This window comes from Glutamicibacter sp. BW80, assembly GCF_002332385.1.
In the GTDB taxonomy this organism is placed as follows: Bacteria; Actinomycetota; Actinomycetes; order Actinomycetales; family Micrococcaceae; genus Glutamicibacter.
The window spans coordinates 43,260-59,353 of sequence record NZ_NRGV01000067.1 but is presented as its reverse complement, the minus strand read 5'-3'; the positions used below and the strand labels follow the sequence as shown (position 1 = coordinate 59,353).

The 16,094-nt window shown below is 64.7% G+C and carries 16 protein-coding genes; 3 read left to right on the top strand and 13 right to left on the bottom strand.

Translation table 11 applies throughout. The annotated features are described in order from the left end of the window. Window positions 1-62: 62 nt before the first annotated feature. The 4 genes from ilvC to ilvD form a co-directional block, all read right to left on the bottom strand. A complete protein-coding gene (gene ilvC / locus CIK76_RS16980) occupies window positions 63-1,094 on the bottom strand; it encodes a ketol-acid reductoisomerase (RefSeq protein WP_176484284.1) in 1,032 nt (343 codons plus the stop codon). Between the two features lie 73 nt (window positions 1,095-1,167). Then, entirely contained in the window at window positions 1,168-1,686 is a 519-nt protein-coding gene (gene ilvN, locus CIK76_RS16975) for an acetolactate synthase small subunit (RefSeq protein WP_096288635.1), read from the bottom strand. A 3-nt stretch (window positions 1,687-1,689) separates the two neighbouring features. Beyond that, a complete protein-coding gene (locus CIK76_RS16970; RefSeq protein WP_096288633.1) occupies window positions 1,690-3,573 on the bottom strand; it encodes an acetolactate synthase large subunit in 1,884 nt (627 codons plus the stop codon). A gap of 287 nt (window positions 3,574-3,860) precedes the next feature. Further along, window positions 3,861-5,564 (bottom strand): dihydroxy-acid dehydratase, encoded by a 1,704-nt coding sequence (gene ilvD, locus CIK76_RS16965; protein ID WP_096288631.1) that lies wholly within the window; start codon window positions 5,562-5,564, stop codon window positions 3,861-3,863. 117 nt (window positions 5,565-5,681) lie between these two features. Here ilvD and CIK76_RS16960 point away from each other — a divergent pair, with 117 nt between their 5' ends. Beyond that, window positions 5,682-6,143, top strand: a complete 462-nt coding sequence (locus tag CIK76_RS16960) for a hypothetical protein (RefSeq protein WP_096288629.1) — start codon at window positions 5,682-5,684, stop codon at window positions 6,141-6,143. A 144-nt stretch (window positions 6,144-6,287) separates the two neighbouring features. On the opposite strand, the gene CIK76_RS16955 is transcribed toward CIK76_RS16960, so the two are convergent. From CIK76_RS16955 to CIK76_RS16915, 9 genes are all read right to left on the bottom strand, one after another. Further along, window positions 6,288-7,442 (bottom strand): N(5)-(carboxyethyl)ornithine synthase, encoded by a 1,155-nt coding sequence (locus CIK76_RS16955; RefSeq protein WP_096288627.1) that lies wholly within the window; start codon window positions 7,440-7,442, stop codon window positions 6,288-6,290. Window positions 7,443-7,575: 133 nt separating this feature from the next. Beyond that, entirely contained in the window at window positions 7,576-8,094 is a 519-nt protein-coding gene (gene idi / locus CIK76_RS16950) for an isopentenyl-diphosphate Delta-isomerase (RefSeq protein ID WP_096288625.1), read from the bottom strand. A 32-nt stretch (window positions 8,095-8,126) separates the two neighbouring features. After that, window positions 8,127-8,987, bottom strand: coding sequence for a prenyltransferase (locus tag CIK76_RS16945; protein ID WP_096288623.1), 861 nt, complete (start codon window positions 8,985-8,987; stop codon window positions 8,127-8,129). Next, complete coding sequence (locus CIK76_RS16940) at window positions 8,984-9,319, bottom strand: lycopene cyclase domain-containing protein (protein WP_096288621.1); 336 nt, start codon at window positions 9,317-9,319, stop codon at window positions 8,984-8,986. The genes CIK76_RS16945 and CIK76_RS16940 overlap by 4 nt, the downstream gene beginning before the upstream one ends. Next, window positions 9,309-9,659, bottom strand: a complete 351-nt coding sequence (locus tag CIK76_RS16935; RefSeq protein WP_096288619.1) for a lycopene cyclase domain-containing protein — start codon at window positions 9,657-9,659, stop codon at window positions 9,309-9,311. The genes CIK76_RS16940 and CIK76_RS16935 overlap by 11 nt, the downstream gene beginning before the upstream one ends. Beyond that, on the bottom strand, window positions 9,656-11,245 hold the full coding sequence (crtI, locus tag CIK76_RS16930) for a phytoene desaturase family protein (protein ID WP_096288617.1): 1,590 nt from the start codon (window positions 11,243-11,245) through the stop codon (window positions 9,656-9,658). Before crtI ends, CIK76_RS16935 begins: the two co-directional genes overlap by 4 nt. Further along, the gene (locus CIK76_RS16925) at window positions 11,242-12,120 is read right to left on the bottom strand and encodes a squalene/phytoene synthase family protein (RefSeq protein WP_096288615.1); all 879 of its coding nucleotides are present in this window, start codon (window positions 12,118-12,120) and stop codon (window positions 11,242-11,244) included. The genes crtI and CIK76_RS16925 overlap by 4 nt, the downstream gene beginning before the upstream one ends. Before the next feature lie 3 nt (window positions 12,121-12,123). Then, entirely contained in the window at window positions 12,124-13,224 is a 1,101-nt protein-coding gene (locus CIK76_RS16920; protein WP_096288613.1) for a polyprenyl synthetase family protein, read from the bottom strand. Then, a complete protein-coding gene (locus CIK76_RS16915; RefSeq protein WP_096288611.1) occupies window positions 13,221-13,688 on the bottom strand; it encodes a MarR family transcriptional regulator in 468 nt (155 codons plus the stop codon). Before CIK76_RS16915 ends, CIK76_RS16920 begins: the two co-directional genes overlap by 4 nt. Before the next feature lie 118 nt (window positions 13,689-13,806). Here CIK76_RS16915 and CIK76_RS16910 point away from each other — a divergent pair, with 118 nt between their 5' ends. Next, complete coding sequence (locus CIK76_RS16910; protein ID WP_096288609.1) at window positions 13,807-14,625, top strand: tryptophan-rich sensory protein; 819 nt, start codon at window positions 13,807-13,809, stop codon at window positions 14,623-14,625. Next, window positions 14,622-16,091 (top strand): SDR family oxidoreductase, encoded by a 1,470-nt coding sequence (locus CIK76_RS16905; RefSeq protein WP_096288607.1) that lies wholly within the window; start codon window positions 14,622-14,624, stop codon window positions 16,089-16,091. Before CIK76_RS16910 ends, CIK76_RS16905 begins: the two co-directional genes overlap by 4 nt. Window positions 16,092-16,094: the final 3 nt, after the last annotated feature.

The window sequence follows — 16,094 nt, the reverse complement described above, 5'->3', positions numbered from 1 at the left end:
CCGAAGAATCAAGTTCAGGTGCCGCTGACGTTCGGTGCTATTCAGCGTTATAGTTGCGAAGCTTAGCGAGCTACGGAACCATCCACGTAGTCATCCGAGGAGGAATCGGAGATCCAGGAGAACAGCGAGCGCAGTTCGCGGCCGGTGGTCTCGATTGGGTGCTCTTCGCCCTTCTTGCGCAGTGCCTTGAATTCCGGGGCACCGGCCTTCTGGTCTTCCATGAAGCGGGTGGCGAAGGCGCCGGACTGGATATCGGCCAGCACAGCCTTCATGTTTTCCTTCACCTCTGGGGTGATCACGCGTGGGCCGGAGACGTAGTCGCCGTACTCGGCGGTGTCGGAGATCGACCAGCGCTGCTTGGCGATGCCGCCTTCCCACATCAGGTCGACGATCAGCTTCAGCTCGTGGAGCACCTCGAAGTAGGCGATCTCTGGCTTGTAGCCAGCTTCGGTGAGAACTTCGAAGCCGTACTGAACCAGCTGCGAGGTGCCACCGCAAAGCACGGCCTGCTCGCCGAACAGGTCGGTTTCGGTCTCTTCGGTGAAGGTGGTCTCGATGACACCGGCACGGGTGCCGCCGATGCCTGCTGCGTAGGACAGTGCCAGTTCCTTGGCGCCGCCGGTGAAGTTCTGCTCCACTGCGATCAGGTCGGGAATGCCGCGGCCTGCTTCGAATTCGCGGCGTACGGTGTGGCCCGGTGCCTTCGGAGCTACCAGGGCAACGTCAACGTTGGCTGGTGGCTGGATGAAGCCGAAGCGGATGTTGAAGCCGTGGCCGAAGAACAGGGCGTTGCCCTCTTCGAGGTGCTCGGCGATCGACTCTGCGTAGACCTGGGCCTGGACCTGGTCCGGGGTCAGGATCATGATGACGTCTGCCCACTTGGCGGCCTCGGCCACGGTGGCGACCTTCAGGCCTTCGGCCTCGACCTTGGCGCGGGACTTGGAGCCCTCTGCCAGGCCGACGGTGACGTCCACGCCGGAGTCGCGCAGGCTCAGTGCGTGTGCGTGGCCCTGGGAGCCGTAGCCAATGACGGCTACCTTGCGACCCTGGATGATTGAGAGGTCGGCGTCGTCTTCGTAGTACATATCAGCCACTGTGATTGCTCCTTAGGTTTTCTTCGAATAAGAAGTTTGTTATTGAAAGTTCTGGAAATTTGCGTGGTGCCGTTTAGGCGGAGAGGGTTTTCAGTGCCCTGTCCGACATCGACTTGGCGCCGCGTCCTACCGCTAGGGTACCGGCCTGGACGATCTCGCGGATGCCGAAGGGTTCGAGCACCGCCAGCAGCGCATCGATCTTCCCCGCATTGCCGGTGGCCTCGATGACCAGCGAGTCCTGAGCCACGTCGATGACGGAGGCGCGGAAGAGCTCGGCGGCCTGGGTAACCTGCAGGCGGGTTGCCGCATCTGCGCGTACCTTGACCATGATGTGATCGCGCTGCACCGAGGTTTCCGGCAGCAGCTCGACGATCTTGATGACGTTGATCAGCTTGTTCAGCTGTTTGGTGACCTGCTCCAGGGAGTCCCCTTCGGCGTCCACCACCACGGTCATGCGGCTGATTCCCTCGATTTCGGTGGGGCCCACCGCAAGCGAGTGAATGTTGAACGCACGGCGGGCGAAAAGGCTGGCGACTCGGGTGAGTACGCCGGGAACGTCTTCGACGAGTACCGACAACGTATGCTTTGCCATGTTCTAGTCCTCCTCTTCCCACTCTGGGGTCATGCCCTTGGCAAACTGGATCTGGTCATTGCTCACTCCGGAAGGCACCATTGGCCACACCATGGAGTCCGCGGAGACCACGAAATCGATCACCACTGGGCGGTCATTGATTGCAAGTGCCTGCTGGATGGTGGCATCGATGTCTTCGTCGCGTTCGCAACGCAGGCCCACGCAGCCATAGGCATCGGCAAGCTTCACGAAGTCCGGGACCCGTGCGGTGCCGTGGCCGGTGTTCAAATCGGTGTTGGAGTAGCGCGATTCGTAGAACAGCGTCTGCCACTGGCGGACCATGCCCAGCGAGGAATTGTTGATGATGGCGACCTTGATGGGGATCTGGTTGATCACGCAGGTGGCCAACTCCTGGTTGGTCATCTGGAAGCAGCCGTCCCCGTCGATGGCCCACACCACACGGTCCGGCTGGGCGACCTTGGCACCCATGGCCGCGGGTACCGAGTAGCCCATGGTGCCCAAGCCGGCGGAATTCAGCCACGAGCGCGGGCGCTCGTACTTCACGAACTGCGCCGCCCACATCTGGTGCTGGCCAACGCCCGCCACGTAGACGCCCTCGGGGCCGGTCAGCGCGCCGATGCGCTCGATGACGTTCTGCGGCGCGGAAAGCCCGTCGTGGGTTTCGGTGTAGCCAATCGGGTAGGTTTCGCGCAGCCGGTTGAGCAGGCCCCACCAGCTGGTCAGATCCTGCGGCGGGTCCGCTTCGAAGCGCGTGGTGCACGCTTCCTGCAGCTGCGGGATGATTTCATCCAGCGAGCCGACAATCGGCACGTCCGCGGTGCGGTTCTTTGAGATTTCGGCCGGGTCGATATCCGCGTGGATCACCTTCGCGTTGGGTGCGAAGGAGGAGAGCACGCCGGTGACGCGGTCATCGAAGCGCGCGCCCAGGGTGATCAGCAGGTCGGCCTGCTGCAATGCGGTGACGGCCGAGACCGCGCCGTGCATGCCTGGCATGCCCACGTGCTGGGTGTGCGAATCCGGGAAGGCGCCGCGCGCGGTGAGCGTGGTGACCACCGGGGCGTTGATGAACTCGGCGAAGGCCTTCAGTTCCTCATGCGCGTTGGCCTTGATCACGCCGCCGCCGACGTAGAGCACCGGGCGGCTGGCGCCGGCGATCAGTTTCGCCGCTTCGCGCAGCTGCTTGTTGTGTCCCTTGGTGACCACGCGGTAACCGGGCAGGTCCACCTTCGGCGGCCAGGAGAAGGTCATGTCTCCCTGCTGGGCATCCTTGGTGATATCCACCAGCACCGGACCGGGGCGGCCGGTCTGCGCGAGGTAGAAGGCACTTGCCATAACCCGCGGGATTTCTTCCGGGTCGGTCACCAGGAAGGCATGCTTGGTAATCGGCATGGTGATGCCGACAATGTCGGCTTCCTGGAATGCGTCCGAGCCGATGAAGGCGCTGTGCACCTGGCCGGTGATTGCCACCATCGGCACCGAGTCCATATTGGCATCGGCTAGCGCGGTGACGAGGTTGGTTGCGCCCGGACCGGAGGTGGCGATGCACACGCCGACTTCTCCGGAAACCATGGCGTAACCCTGTGCGGCATGGCCAGCACCCTGTTCGTGGCGGACCAGGATGTGATTAATCTTGGTCGAATCCATCAGTGGATCATAGGTGGGAAGGATGGCCCCGCCTGGTAATCCGAAGACGTCCTTGACGCCCAGTTCTTCCAGTGAGCGGACGATGGCTTGTGACCCCGTCATCTTTGTGGCAGCGACGATAGTATTCGGACCCTGTACCGGGTTCGAAGCTTCCACGACGGAAGAGACAGCGGTGGCGGCATCCTTTGATCGATTAATTGATTTCGCAACCGAGGCCGGATTGGCTGGTGTTACGTTGCTCATCGGGATCCTTTCCTGATCTATCTCTTCGTTTGCGCATAAAAAACGCCCCGCGGCCGTCACTATTGACGAAAGGGGGCTGGCGCGTTTCCGACGTTCTGTCCTGGTGGACAACGTTTCAGGCTTCGCGCCTGATAACTAGTAGAACCTCGGAGGTTGTTTGCATATCTCTAGTTTTCTCCACCGGGAGGTAAAGAGCAACTAGAAACCCCTTGTATCTCATTATACGAGATGGTTGTCCATTGGTTGGACGCTTTTGCGTCCAACCAATGGATCACAGTGGCTCTTGGCTAGCCACAGTAGGCGCCGGTTGACGCCGAGTTGACCAGCTTCGCGTACTTGGCCAGCACACCGGTGGTGAACTTGGCAGGCAGCGGCTCCCAGCCGACCTTGCGGGCTTCCAGCTCGGCAGGCTCAACCAGCAGGTCGAAGCTGCGCGCCTGAATGTCCACGCGGATCTTGTCCCCGTCCTGGACGAAGGCGATGGGCCCGCCGTCCACGGCTTCGGGGGCCACGTGCCCGATGCACAGCCCGGTGGTGCCCCCGGAGAAGCGGCCATCGGTGAGCAGCAATACGTCCTTGCCCAGGCCCGCACCCTTGATGGCGCCGGTGATGGCGAGCATCTCGCGCATTCCCGGACCGCCCTTGGGGCCTTCGTAGCGGATGACCACTACGTCGCCGGCCTGGATCTTGCCGGCATCGAGCGCCTCGATGGCGCTCTGCTCGCGTTCGAAGACGCGCGCGGTGCCCTCGAAGACGTCCGCGTCGAAGCCGGCGGACTTCACCACCGCGCCTTCCGGGGCCAGCGAACCGTGCAGCACGGTCACCCCGCCGGTCTTGTGGATCGGGTTGTCCATGGCCCGCAGGATCTTGCCATCTGGATCCGGTGGGGCAATGTGCTCGAGGTTCTCCGCCATGGTCTTGCCGGTGACGGTCAGGCAGTCACCGTGCAGCAAGCCGGCATCCAGCAGCGCCTTCATGACCACCGGCACCCCGCCGATGCGGTCCAGGTCGTTCATCACGTAGCGGCCGAAGGGCTTCAGGTCCGCCAGGTGCGGCACCTTGTCGCCGATGCGGTTGAAGTCGCTCAGGGTCAGTTCGACCTCGGCTTCGCGGGCAATGGCCAGCAGGTGGAGCACCGCGTTGGTGGAGCCACCGAAGGCCATGGTGACGGCGATGGCGTTCTCGAAGGCCTTCTTGGTCAGGATGTCGCGGGCGCGGATGCCCTTGCGCAGCAGTTCCACCACCGCCTCGCCGGACTTGTGCGCGAACATGTCGCGGCGGCGGTCGGCCGAGGGCGGGGCCGCCGAGCCCGGCAGGGACATGCCCAGCGCCTCGCCGATGGAGGCCATGGTGTTAGCGGTGTACATGCCGCCGCAGGCGCCTTCGCCCGGGCAGATGGCCCGTTCGATGCGGCCCAGGTCTTCTTCGCTCATCTTGCCGGCGGCGCAGGCGCCCACGGCTTCGAAGGCGTCAATGAGGGTGACGTCCTTTTCGGTGCCGTCCTCCAGCTTGACCCAGCCGGGCATGATCGAGCCGGCGTAGAGGAACACCGAGGAGAGGTTCAGCCGGGCGGCGGCCATCAGCATGCCGGGCAGCGACTTGTCGCAGCCGGCCAGGAGCACCGAGCCATCCAGGCGCTCGGCCATCATGACGGTCTCGACCGAGTCGGCGATGACTTCACGGGAGACCAGCGAGAAGTGCATGCCCTCGTGGCCCATGGAAATGCCGTCCGAAACGGAGATGGTGCCAAACTGCATCGGGAAGCCGCCACCGGAGTGCACGCCTTCCTTGGCGCCTTGCGCCAGCCGGTTCAGCGAGAGGTTGCACGGGGTGATTTCATTCCACGAGCTTGCGATGCCGATTTGCGGTTTGACGAAGTCGTCGTCTCCCATGCCGACCGCGCGCAGCATGCCGCGTGCGGGGGCCGCATGGATACCATCGGTGACCACACGGGAACGTGGTTTGATGTCTGGGGTAGTCTCCTGGCTCATAAATCAAATTCTAGAAGTCAATATGACCAATTGGACAACCCATGACGCGACAATGACATATTTCGCTAAACGAGGAGACTGATCAAATTGTCCAGCATTATCGGTAGAGTGTGAGTTATGGACCCACGCCCAGACGAAAATCCTACCGACCACGTCAAGCGCCTCCTGCACGAGGCCTTTGATACGCAGATCCCTAACTTCGCCAGCTACAACCTGGTAGCAGGGACCGGCATTGCTGGCTCTGGCGGGCTCAAGGTCATTGGATATCGACGTCAGCCAGCGGAACTTGTCCTCGCCCCGGTCTCCTCGGCGGACCTGCGCGCTTCCGAAGCGGCGATCACGATCAACAACACCAACGTGAACCAGCTGGCGCTGCTCAACGACGGCGGTTATGAGGTGGCCACCTCCACCGGACGCGTGTTCCGCTTCAGCATTCCCAGCCACCCCAGCATCGACATCCACATCGATGACGCGGTGACGCTCGGAGCCCTGATCGACCAGGAAGTCGATGCCCGCGACTTCGCGGACTTCATGGACCACTTCATGAACACCATCGAAGGAACCGAGAGCTTCGTCTAGCCACCGGCATTTTCACGACTTTGCACAGCGAAGCGCAGGGGCACACTTGCCGCTGCGCTTCGCTGTATTTGCCTTAGGCTTCATCCCGCACGCCTGGTCGGACTACCCCCGGCAACTGCGGGAGTAGTCCGCCCGGATTATTACTTAGCTTCGCGCCAGCTCGTGCGGATACTGCGCGTGGCGCTTCTGGAACTCCAGGATGGCTGGATTCTTGACCACGCCGTCCTGGATCTCGATGGCGCGTGTGATCGTCTTGTTCTCTTTCCACAGCTCTGGACCGCCCATGACCTCCTCGAGGAACGGAAGCAGCCCCAGGCTGATTTCCCAGCTGGCCGAATTCCACAGATACGACGGCGAATGATCCACCGCGTAGTAGTTGATATTCGGCCCCACCTTGAACATCGGCTCGGCAAAGGAGGTCGGCTTGGCCCAGTCGAAGCCCATGCCTTCATCGCAGGAAACATCAACGATGATGCTTCCGGGATAAAAGGCATCCAGCTGCTCGGTGCTCAGGTACATCAACGGGGCGTTAGGATCCTGCAGGGTGCAATTGACCACGATGTCGCTCTCGGCGAGGAACGGAGCCAAGGGAACCTTGCCTTCGTCGGTGATCACTTCGCTCAGGTGCGGCCCGCTTTCGTGTTCGAACTGCACCATCGTCACCGCGTGGATCGGCGAGGCTACGGCCGCCACGGCGCGGGAGGTGAGCACCTGGATCTCGTTGATGCCATGGGCGCGCAGTGCGGTGACCGCCCCGCGAGCGGTCGCGCCGAAGCCGATGACCACCGCCGAGAGCCGGCGCCCGTAGTCTCCGGTGACCCCGCATAGCTGCATGGCGTGCAGCACCGAGGCGTAGCCGGCGATCTCGTTGTTCTTGTGGAAGACGTGCAGGCCGAAGCTTCCGTCGCTGCCCCAGTGGTTCATCGCTTCGAAGGCGATGAGCGTCAGTTTCTTGTCCACCGCCAGTTGCGTGAGCTTTTCGTCCTGGACGCAGTGCGGCCAGCCCCACAGCGTTTGCCCCACCCGCATTTCTTCGAGATCCGCGTGCTGCGGCTTGGGCAGGAGCAGGATGTCTGCGGTTTGCATGATTTCGCTTCGCGTGGCGATTTTGCCGACCAGCGGGGCGAGTTGTTCGTCGTCGATGCCGCAGGGTAGACCGTAGCCGGTCTCGACCATCATCCGCTTTCGGAAGTTCTCATCGATCCGCTCAAAGTGCAGCGGGTGGATCGGCAGGCGCCGTTCGTCCGTCTTCTGCGAAGTTGCGATGACACCTAGTGAAAGGTCTTTTGTCGAATCCATGCGTGGTTTTCTCTTTCTGTGTGGGACAGGCCACAACGGACCGCCCCATACAACCCACGGTACAGTGCCCTACCAAACCCCTGGCTTGGCTCGGCGGCAACGCACTGCTCGGGACGCGGGAAAACGCGAGGACTCAGGGATTGGGGCGCGGCGAGAATTCGGCCAGCTGCCAGCCCATCCACGGGCTGAAAGCCCACGGGGTGCCTTGCACGGCGGCTTCCAGCTTGTCCGGCTCGACCCACTGGTAGTCCATAACTTCCTCCGGGTTGGGCGCCAGCTCATTTTCCAGTGTGGCGATGAAGACCGGGCAGCGTTCATTCTCCACAATTCCGCTGGCGTCCACGGCCCGGTAGGCGAACTCCGCGAGCACCACCTGGGGGTCGGCAATTTGCGCACCGAGCTCATGAGCCGCATGCCGGCGCACCGCATCCACCAGTTCCTCGCCCGGCACCGGGTGGCCGCAGAAGGAGTTGGTCCAAACCCCTGGCCAGGTCAGCTTCGACAGGGCGCGGCGGGTCACCAGCAGCTGCCCCTGGGCGTTGAACAGGTAGCAGGAAAAGGCTTGGTGCAGCGCGGTGTTCTCCGTATGCACTAATTCCTTCGGGCACGAACCGATCGGTTCGCCATCCTCGGAAAGCAAGATGACGTCCATAGAATGCTGTACTTCCTTCTCTGCCAATTGGGCTACGCGAACATGGTGGTGTAAATAATCAGCATAGTGAGCAGGAAGCCGCAGAGGTAATTGATCCAGAGGAATCTCTTCCACGCGGCATTCACCGCCGGGGAACTTGCATCGCTCACCGCCAGATGCGGCAGTACGTTGAGCACGTAGGGAACTGCCAGCAGGCCCGCGCCGGCCGCAGGCCAGGACAGGCCCAGCAGCAGCACCGCCCCGGCCAGAAGATAGGCGCACAGCACCAGATACAGCGTGATCCGCGCGCCGAGCACCGTGGCAATGGAGCCCAGCTCCCCGGCGCGGTCCGGGATGATGTCCTGGATGGCGCCCAGGGCATGGCTTGCCATCCCCCAAAGCAAAAACGCGCCGAAGACGCACCACTGGGTCAGGGTCAAGCCGCTGCCGGCCAGCACCCAGCCGTAGACCGCCGGGGACACAAAATGCACCGCGCTGGTCAGCGAGTCCAGCCCCGGGCGTTCCTTGAAGCGCAGCCGCGGTGCGCTGTAGGCCAGCACCATGGCCACGCTGGCCGCCAGCACCGCGTTGGACAGCGCGGTCCCGCCAAGGGCCAACACCGCGATGAACGGAAGCGAAATGATCAGGCAGGCGGAGAGGATCGTGCGGTGCGCATCCCTGGACAGCACCGCGCCCTCCACGCCACCCTTGCGCGGATTGCGCAGGTCCGACTCGTAGTCGAAGACGTCGTTGACCCCGTACATCAGCAGGTTGTACGGGAACAGGAAGAAGAGCGTTCCCAGAACCAGCAGCCAGTCGATGCGCTGCCCGGCAATCAGATAGGCCGCAGCAAAGGGGTAGGCGGTATTCACCCAGGAGATGGGGCGGGAGGTGGCGAGGATTGCGCGGATCATTTGCTGCTCCCCTGGTTTTGATGCTCTGCCGTTGGTTTCCCGCCAAGCAGCCACCACAGGGCGGGCATCAGCAGTACCGCGCACAACGGGTAGAGGAAGTCCTCAAGCGGGGCGCGTCCGATGCGCACGCCCAGCAAGGTCTGCTCGCCATAGTCGAACAGGCCCGCCGCGATCATCACGTTGTCGAAGATCGCGGTGAGCAGCACCATGATCAGCAGTCCCAGCGCCAAGACCGGAAGCGCTGCGGCCGGCCTGATCCGCCGGTACAGCAGGGCCGCGATCAGGGCGAGGGCGGCGCTGGCCGTAAACCAGAAACCCAATTCAAGAAACATTTCCTGCTCCTTCCCGGGGTGGCCGCGCAGCGGCTTTCGGCCGGCGCAGCAGCGCAACCCCGTTGACCACGATCATTGTCGAATAGCACAGGAAGAACAGGAAGAACACCTCTTCGAGCGGCAGCTGCTCGGCCACCATGATCCCGGTCATCAGCGCCGAGTCCAGGTGCAGGAAGATGCCTTGGGCAATGGCGATCACGTCCCAGAGCAGAAAGAAGACCGTCCCCAGCACCAGGCTGGCCAGCGCGGCCCAGGGCTTGGCGAAAACAAAGAGCTTAAAGCGCGCGTCGAGCAGCCCCATGCAAACGATGAGCCCCAGCAAGATCAGCAGATAGGTCATTGGCCCACTCCGCACACCTGCGCCCACTGGGCTTCGTCGATGGCGCCCGGCGTGCCGATGCCGTTCACCGCTTTGGCGGCCAGCTCCCCGCTGATCAGGCACATCGGCACCCCGATCCCCGGGCGCACCGAACTGCCGGCGAAGTAGAGCCCGGCCACCTTGCTGCTCTGGTTGCCAGGGCGCAGCATCGCGCTTTGCCCCAAGGTGTGGGCCAGGCCGAGGGCGGAACCGCGGAAGGCGCCGTATTGCGTGAGGAAATCCGCCGGTCCGATGCTCTGGCGCACCACCACGCGCTCGCGCAGATCCGGGATCCGTGCCCAGGCGGCCAGCTGGTCGATGGCCGCGTCCGCGACCTGCTCGACCATGAAATCCCCTTGCCCGTCGGCTCCCCCACGGCCCCACTCGGGCAGCGCCGGCGCGGGAACGAGGATGAACAGGTTCTCATGTCCTTCCGGGGCCACGCCCGGGTCCGTGGCGCTGGGTTTGCAGACGTAGATGCTCGTCTGCTCGTCAAGTTCGCGTCCTTCGTGGATCCGGGCAAAATTATCATCCCAGTCGCGGGTGAACAGCAGGTTGTGGTGCTCCAGTTCCGGGAGCTGGCCGGAGATGCCCAGGCAGAGCAGCACCGCGCTGGGCCCCGGGTCCTTGGACTTCCAGCTTTTCGCCGGGTGGCTGTGCAATTGAGGGTCCAGCAGCTCGCCTTCCAGGTGGTGCAGATCCGCGGCGCCGATGACGAAGTCCGCTTCGGTGCGCTGCAGATTGCCCGCGGCATCGACCCAGCGCACCGCTTCCACCGCCGGTCCGGGGCGCTTCGCGGTTTCGATCTTCGTCGCCGTGGCGCCCAGGTGCACGGTGGCGCCCCGGGAGATGGCCAGCTGGCCCATGGCGTCGGCGAGGCCCGCGAATCCGCCCATCGGGTATTTCACTCCGTCCACCAGATCCAGGTGGCTCATCAATTGGTACAGGGCCGGGGTGCGCCGCGGGCTGGAGCCGAGGAAAACGGCCGGGTATCCGAGGATCTGGCGCAGCTGCGGATTGGCGAACCGCTTGGCTATGTAGCCGTGCAGGTCGCTGGCCAGCAGCGGGGCCAGGCTCCGCGCATGGCGCGCGAGTCCGGGGTTGAGCAGTCCCCTCAAGGAGCGGAAGTCGTCATAGAGGAAATGCTTCAGCGCCAGCGCGTAGCTGGTGCCGGCCTGGGCCAGGTATTTATCCAGCGCCGCGGCGGATCCGGGCTCCAGCTCCTCGAAGAGCTCCCGGACCGCGTCGCCGGTACCCATGTCCACCGGCGCGGCGCCGTCTTCGAAGAAGGTCCGGTAGCCCACCGGCAGCTCGCGCAGCTCCAGATGCTCTTCCACGCCCGTGCCCATCAAGTTGAACCAATGCTCGAAGACCTCGGGCATCAGATACCACGAGGGTCCGGTGTCAAAGCGGAAACCCTCCCGGTGCAGGCGGCCGGAACGTCCGCCGAGGGTGGGGTGCTGCTCGAGCACGGTCACCTGGTGCCCGCTGGCGGCCAGCAGTCCGGCGCTGGCCAGCCCGGAGAACCCGGCGCCGATCACCACGACGCGGGAGGGAGAAGTGCTCATTTAGTGCTCCAAGAAATAGTGCCGAGCATGGTCCTGGCCGCGATCAGGGCCTTGCGCGGGGTTGAGACGGAGATCCGCCGGGTGAGCAGCTCGCTGGCCGCGGTGCGTTCGAGCTGCCGGTTCAGTTCGGCGAACAGATCGTGTGCCATGCGCACCGCGCGTGCCGCGCCGGGCGGAAGCAGTGAGATGCCGCGCTCGGCGATGGCAAGGTCGGCGTAGATCTCGGCCACCAGCGCGGATTTCTGCGCTTCGGAGAAACCCTGGGCCGGGGTGCCCGGGAAATAGCTGCGTCCCAGCTGCTGGCTGTCTGCGGCCAGATCGCGCAGGAAGTTCACCTTCTGGAAGGCCGCGCCCAGGCTCCGGGCTGCGGCGGTGGCCTCCGGGGTGCGGCTTCGCTGGCTTCCGGGCATGGCGCGGAACACCTGCAGGCACATCAGCCCCACCACCTCGGCCGACCCGTAGATGTACTGCTCCAGGGATTGGGCGTCGTGGGTGCTGCGCAGCAAATCCGCGCGCATGGAGGCGAAGAACGGGCGGGTCAGCTCCGTGCCGATGCCGGTGGCCCGGGCGGTTGCGGAAAATGCGTGTACCAGCAGGTTGGTGCTGTATCCGCTGCCCAGCCCCTGCTCGGTTTCCGCTTCGAGCGCGTCCAGCGCGGCGGCGACCTGCCGGGCATCCAGCCCGGCTTCGCGGGCTACCCCGTCGACCACCTCGTCGGCCAGCCGCACCAGGGCGTAGATGTTGGCGATATGCCTGGCCGTGGCCCGGTCCAGCATTTTGCAGGCCAGCGAGAACGAGGTCGAGTAGGAGCCGATCACCACGCGGGCGCTGCGCTGGGCGGTGTCCGCGTAGCGTTGCAGATCTGTGGGTTCCATGGCTCAGTTTCTCCGGGAGAGGATCAGGGCGGTGCATTCGTGCAGCATGCGCTGCGCGGCGGCAGGCAGGCGCAGGAAGGTGGCCGAACGGGTGGCGGAGGCGCAGAGCTCGTTGGCGAGTTTCCGGGCGAACTGCTCGGCTCCGGATTCTTCCAGGGCGTGGCGCACGGTGGCCATATCACTGTGCCCGGCCCGGTAGGCGGCCAGCAGCGAGCTGAAGCCTTCCTGTTCGCTGGCCAGCGAGGTCAGAATGGTGCTCTTGGCTTCGCGCAGATCCGAATCGTTGGGCTTTCCGGTGGATTCCGGCTTCCCGAAGGTCCCCAGCACGTCGTCGATCACCTGGTAGGCAATGCCCAGCTGGCAGCCCACCTCGCCCAGCCGCGCGGCCTGCTGCGCGCTGGCCCCGGCGAGCAGGGCCCCGGCCTGCAGCGGCAGCTGGAAGGAGTAGGCGGCGGTTTTGAGCTCTTCCATGCGCAACACCTCTCCGGTGGTGGCCGGTGCATCGAGCAGCGAGTAGAGCAGGTCTTCGAGCTCACCGGCCCCGGCCTGGGCGATGGCCTGCGCGAAGGCGTCCTCCACGGCTCCCTCGCAGTCCAGTCCGTGCCCGGCGCGGGCGGCCAGTTTGATGGCCTCTGCCAGCAGCAGGTCCCCGGCGATGACCGCGGCGCTGTTGCCCACGTGCTCGGCATCCGCCGTGCCGCGTCCGGCGGCCAGCGCCTGGTCGCGGTAGTGCGCCGACAGGGTCGGCTGGCCGCGGCGCATGTAGTCGCGGTCGATCACATCGTCATGCATCAGCAAGGCGGTATGCAGCAGCTCGAAGGCGCAGGCCAGATCCTTGGCACGGCCCGGATCCCGGCCGGCGAACGCCTGGTAGCCGAGGAACACCAGCGCCGGGCGGGTGAGTTTTCCGTGTTCCACACTGCGCGCGATCTGCTCCCAGAGCTGCGCGGTGTGCGGGGAATAGGCGCTCGCCCGCGCCGTGGCCCGGTTCAGGATGGTTTCCAGATGCCGGCGGATTTCGGCCAGCGTCCGGGCATCGGCAAAGCCGGGCAATCCGGGGTCTTTACTGGATGGTGCCGTGTGTGAGGTGGCGTGGATGGTCATGGCCCTTTGCTCCATAGGTGGGTTTCGGTGTCGGATTCCAACGCTTGGCAGGCATCATGCAGGAAGCCAAGCACCGTGTGCTGTTGCTGCTCGTCCAGTTCCCGGAAGGCCCGGTAGATTCCGCGCAGGCTTCCCGCGGCTTGCTCCGGGAGGCCGGGAAAGTTCTCTCCATGCAAGATCATCTTCTTGCGCCGGTCCTGGGGATGGTCCTCGCGGCGGATGTAGCCATGGGCCTCGAGCCGGTCCAGCACGGAGGTGATTCCCGCCGTGGACACCGCGAGCTTGGCGCCAAGCTGTCCGGGACCGAGCTGCCGGTTGACTCCCAGCGCGTTCAACGCGCGCAGATCCGTGTCGTTCAGGCCCAGTTCCCTGCGGTATTCGTCCTCGGCCGCCGCGTAGGCATGCTGGAATTGGCGCATGAGACGCAGCACGCTAGAAGACCTGGGGTCCGCAGTGGTAGCCATGAAGAACTTCTCTCGCTAGGTTGATTATTAGCTTCGCTAGATACATCATGGTTTAAGTATCTTCATTTGTCGACTCCAGTTTCAAGATTTTTGCCCCACCAACCGCGAGGAGCGGATCATGAAAGAACCACAACGCAGCGCATCGCTGGCCTCCTGGCCTACGGTGATCCTGGAAATCGCCGCCCTGGGCGCGGCGATCACGGCGGCCTTCATCGGCAGCGGCGCCCTGGGCGGCACCTCCATCCAAGATGCCGCCGGCGGCTACCTCGGTGCCGACTCGACCTTGCTGTCCCCGTCCGGGCCGGCGTTCTCCATCTGGAGCTTCATCTATCTGGGACTTGCGGTGTTCGCCGTCTACCAGGCTTTGCCCGCCGGGCGGCGCTCGGAAACCCTGAGGGCGCTGCGCCTGCCGGTGGCGGCCTCCGCGCTGCTGAATGCGGCCTGGATCGCGGTGGTGCAATTCGACCTGCTGGCGCTGAGCGCCGTGGTGATCTTCGCGCTGCTGCTGGTGCTGCTCTGGATCCTGGTCCGGCTGGTGCGCTTCCCCAGCAGCACGCGGGCCGAGCACTGGATCATGTGGCTGACCTTCGGCGTCTACCTGGGCTGGGTGAACGTGGCCAGCATTGCCAATGTCTCGGCATTGCTCTCCTCCTGGGGCGTGGGAGAAGACGCCGCGTGGGCTCGGGTGGCGGCGCTGGCCCTGCTGGTGGTTGCCGCACTCATCGCGGTGGCGGTCTGCTGGTACTGTGCAGGAAAGCTCTACACGGCGCTGGCCATGGCTTGGGGCATCGCCTGGATTGGGCATAGCCGGCTCACCGGGACCAATGAATCCGAACTGGTCGGCTACGGCGCGCTGGCGATTGCGGTCCTGCTGCTGCTCAGCGCGGGAGGAATCGCACTGCGCTTGGGCACCCGAGAGAAATCGAGGCAATCATGAGCACCATTGCGGTCACCGGCGCGACCGGCTACATCGGCGGGCGGCTGGTTCCGCTGCTGCTCGAACGCGGGCACCGGGTGCGGGTGTTCACGCGCAGCGCCGAACGGCTGCGCGACGTCCCGTGGCGCGAGCAGGTGGAGGTCATCACCGGAACCTTGGAGGACGGCTCGGCGGTCGCCCGGCTCTGCGCCGGAGCGGACGTGGTCTATTACCTGGTGCATTCGATGTCCAGCACGAAGAATTTCATGGCCGCCGAGGAGCGCTGCGCGCAAAGCATGCTGAAAGCTGCCACCGAGGCGTCGGTGGGACAGCTGGTCTACTTCTCCGGGCTGCACCCCGAGGGCGAACTCAGCGACCATCTGGCCTCCCGGGCCAAGGTGGGGCGGATCCTCGGATCCGGCCCGGTCCCCTTGCTCACCTTGCAGGCAGGACTGGTGATCGGTTCGGGATCTGCGAGCTTCGAAATGATCCGGCATTTGAGCGATGTGCTGCCGGTGATGCCCGCGCCGCGCTGGGTGCTGAACCAGGTCCAGCCCATCGCGGTGCGCGACGCCCTGCATTATCTGGCGCGCTGCGCGGAACTACCGGCCGGAAGCGCCGGGACCTATGACATTGGCGGCCCGCTTGCCTACAGCTACGCCGAATTGATGCGCAGCTACGCCGTCCAGGCGGGACTGCGCAAGCCGTGGGTGATACCGCTTCCGCTGCTGACTCCGCGGCTGGCCTCGCATTGGGTTAATCTGGTCACTCCGCTGCCCCATACCCTCGCCGGCGCGCTGGTTGATTCGCTGCAGCACGACTGCCTGGTGCGCAACCGGGAAATCGATGAGCTGATTGACCGCCCCGACGGCGGGCTGACGGACTATCCGCGCGCGGTCGCGCTGGCCTTGGAGAAGATCCGCACCGACTCGGTGGACACCAATTGGGCGACGGCGCACCCCGTGTCGGCCCCCGCGGACCCGCTGCCTTCGGACCCCGAGTGGGCCGGGCACCGGGTCTATGTCGATGAGCGGTCCCAGGACAGCACGGCAAGCGCCGCCGGGCTGTTCACGGTGCTCGGCCGCATCGGCGGAGAGTCCGGCTACTTCTCCTTCCCGCTGCTCTGGAAGGCCCGCGGGCTGCTGGACAAGCTGGCCGGCGGGGTGGGCCTGCGCCGCGGACGGCGGCAACGCGAAAAGCTGGCGCTCGGAGATGTGGTGGACTGGTGGCGGGTCGAAGCCCTGGAACCGGGCCAGCTGCTGCGCCTACGCGCCGAAATGCGGGTGCCCGGACGGGCCTGGCTGGAATTCCGGCTCAGCGACCAGGAGGCCGGAAAGGTGCGGCTGACCCAACGGGCCATCTTCTTCCCGCGCGGTCTCGCCGGAAGGCTTTACTGGTGGTCCGTGTACCCGTTCCATGGCCTGATCTTCTCTTCGATGCTGCGCAGCATCATCACGCACGCCGAAAACGAGAGCAGCCCGGCCTAAGGA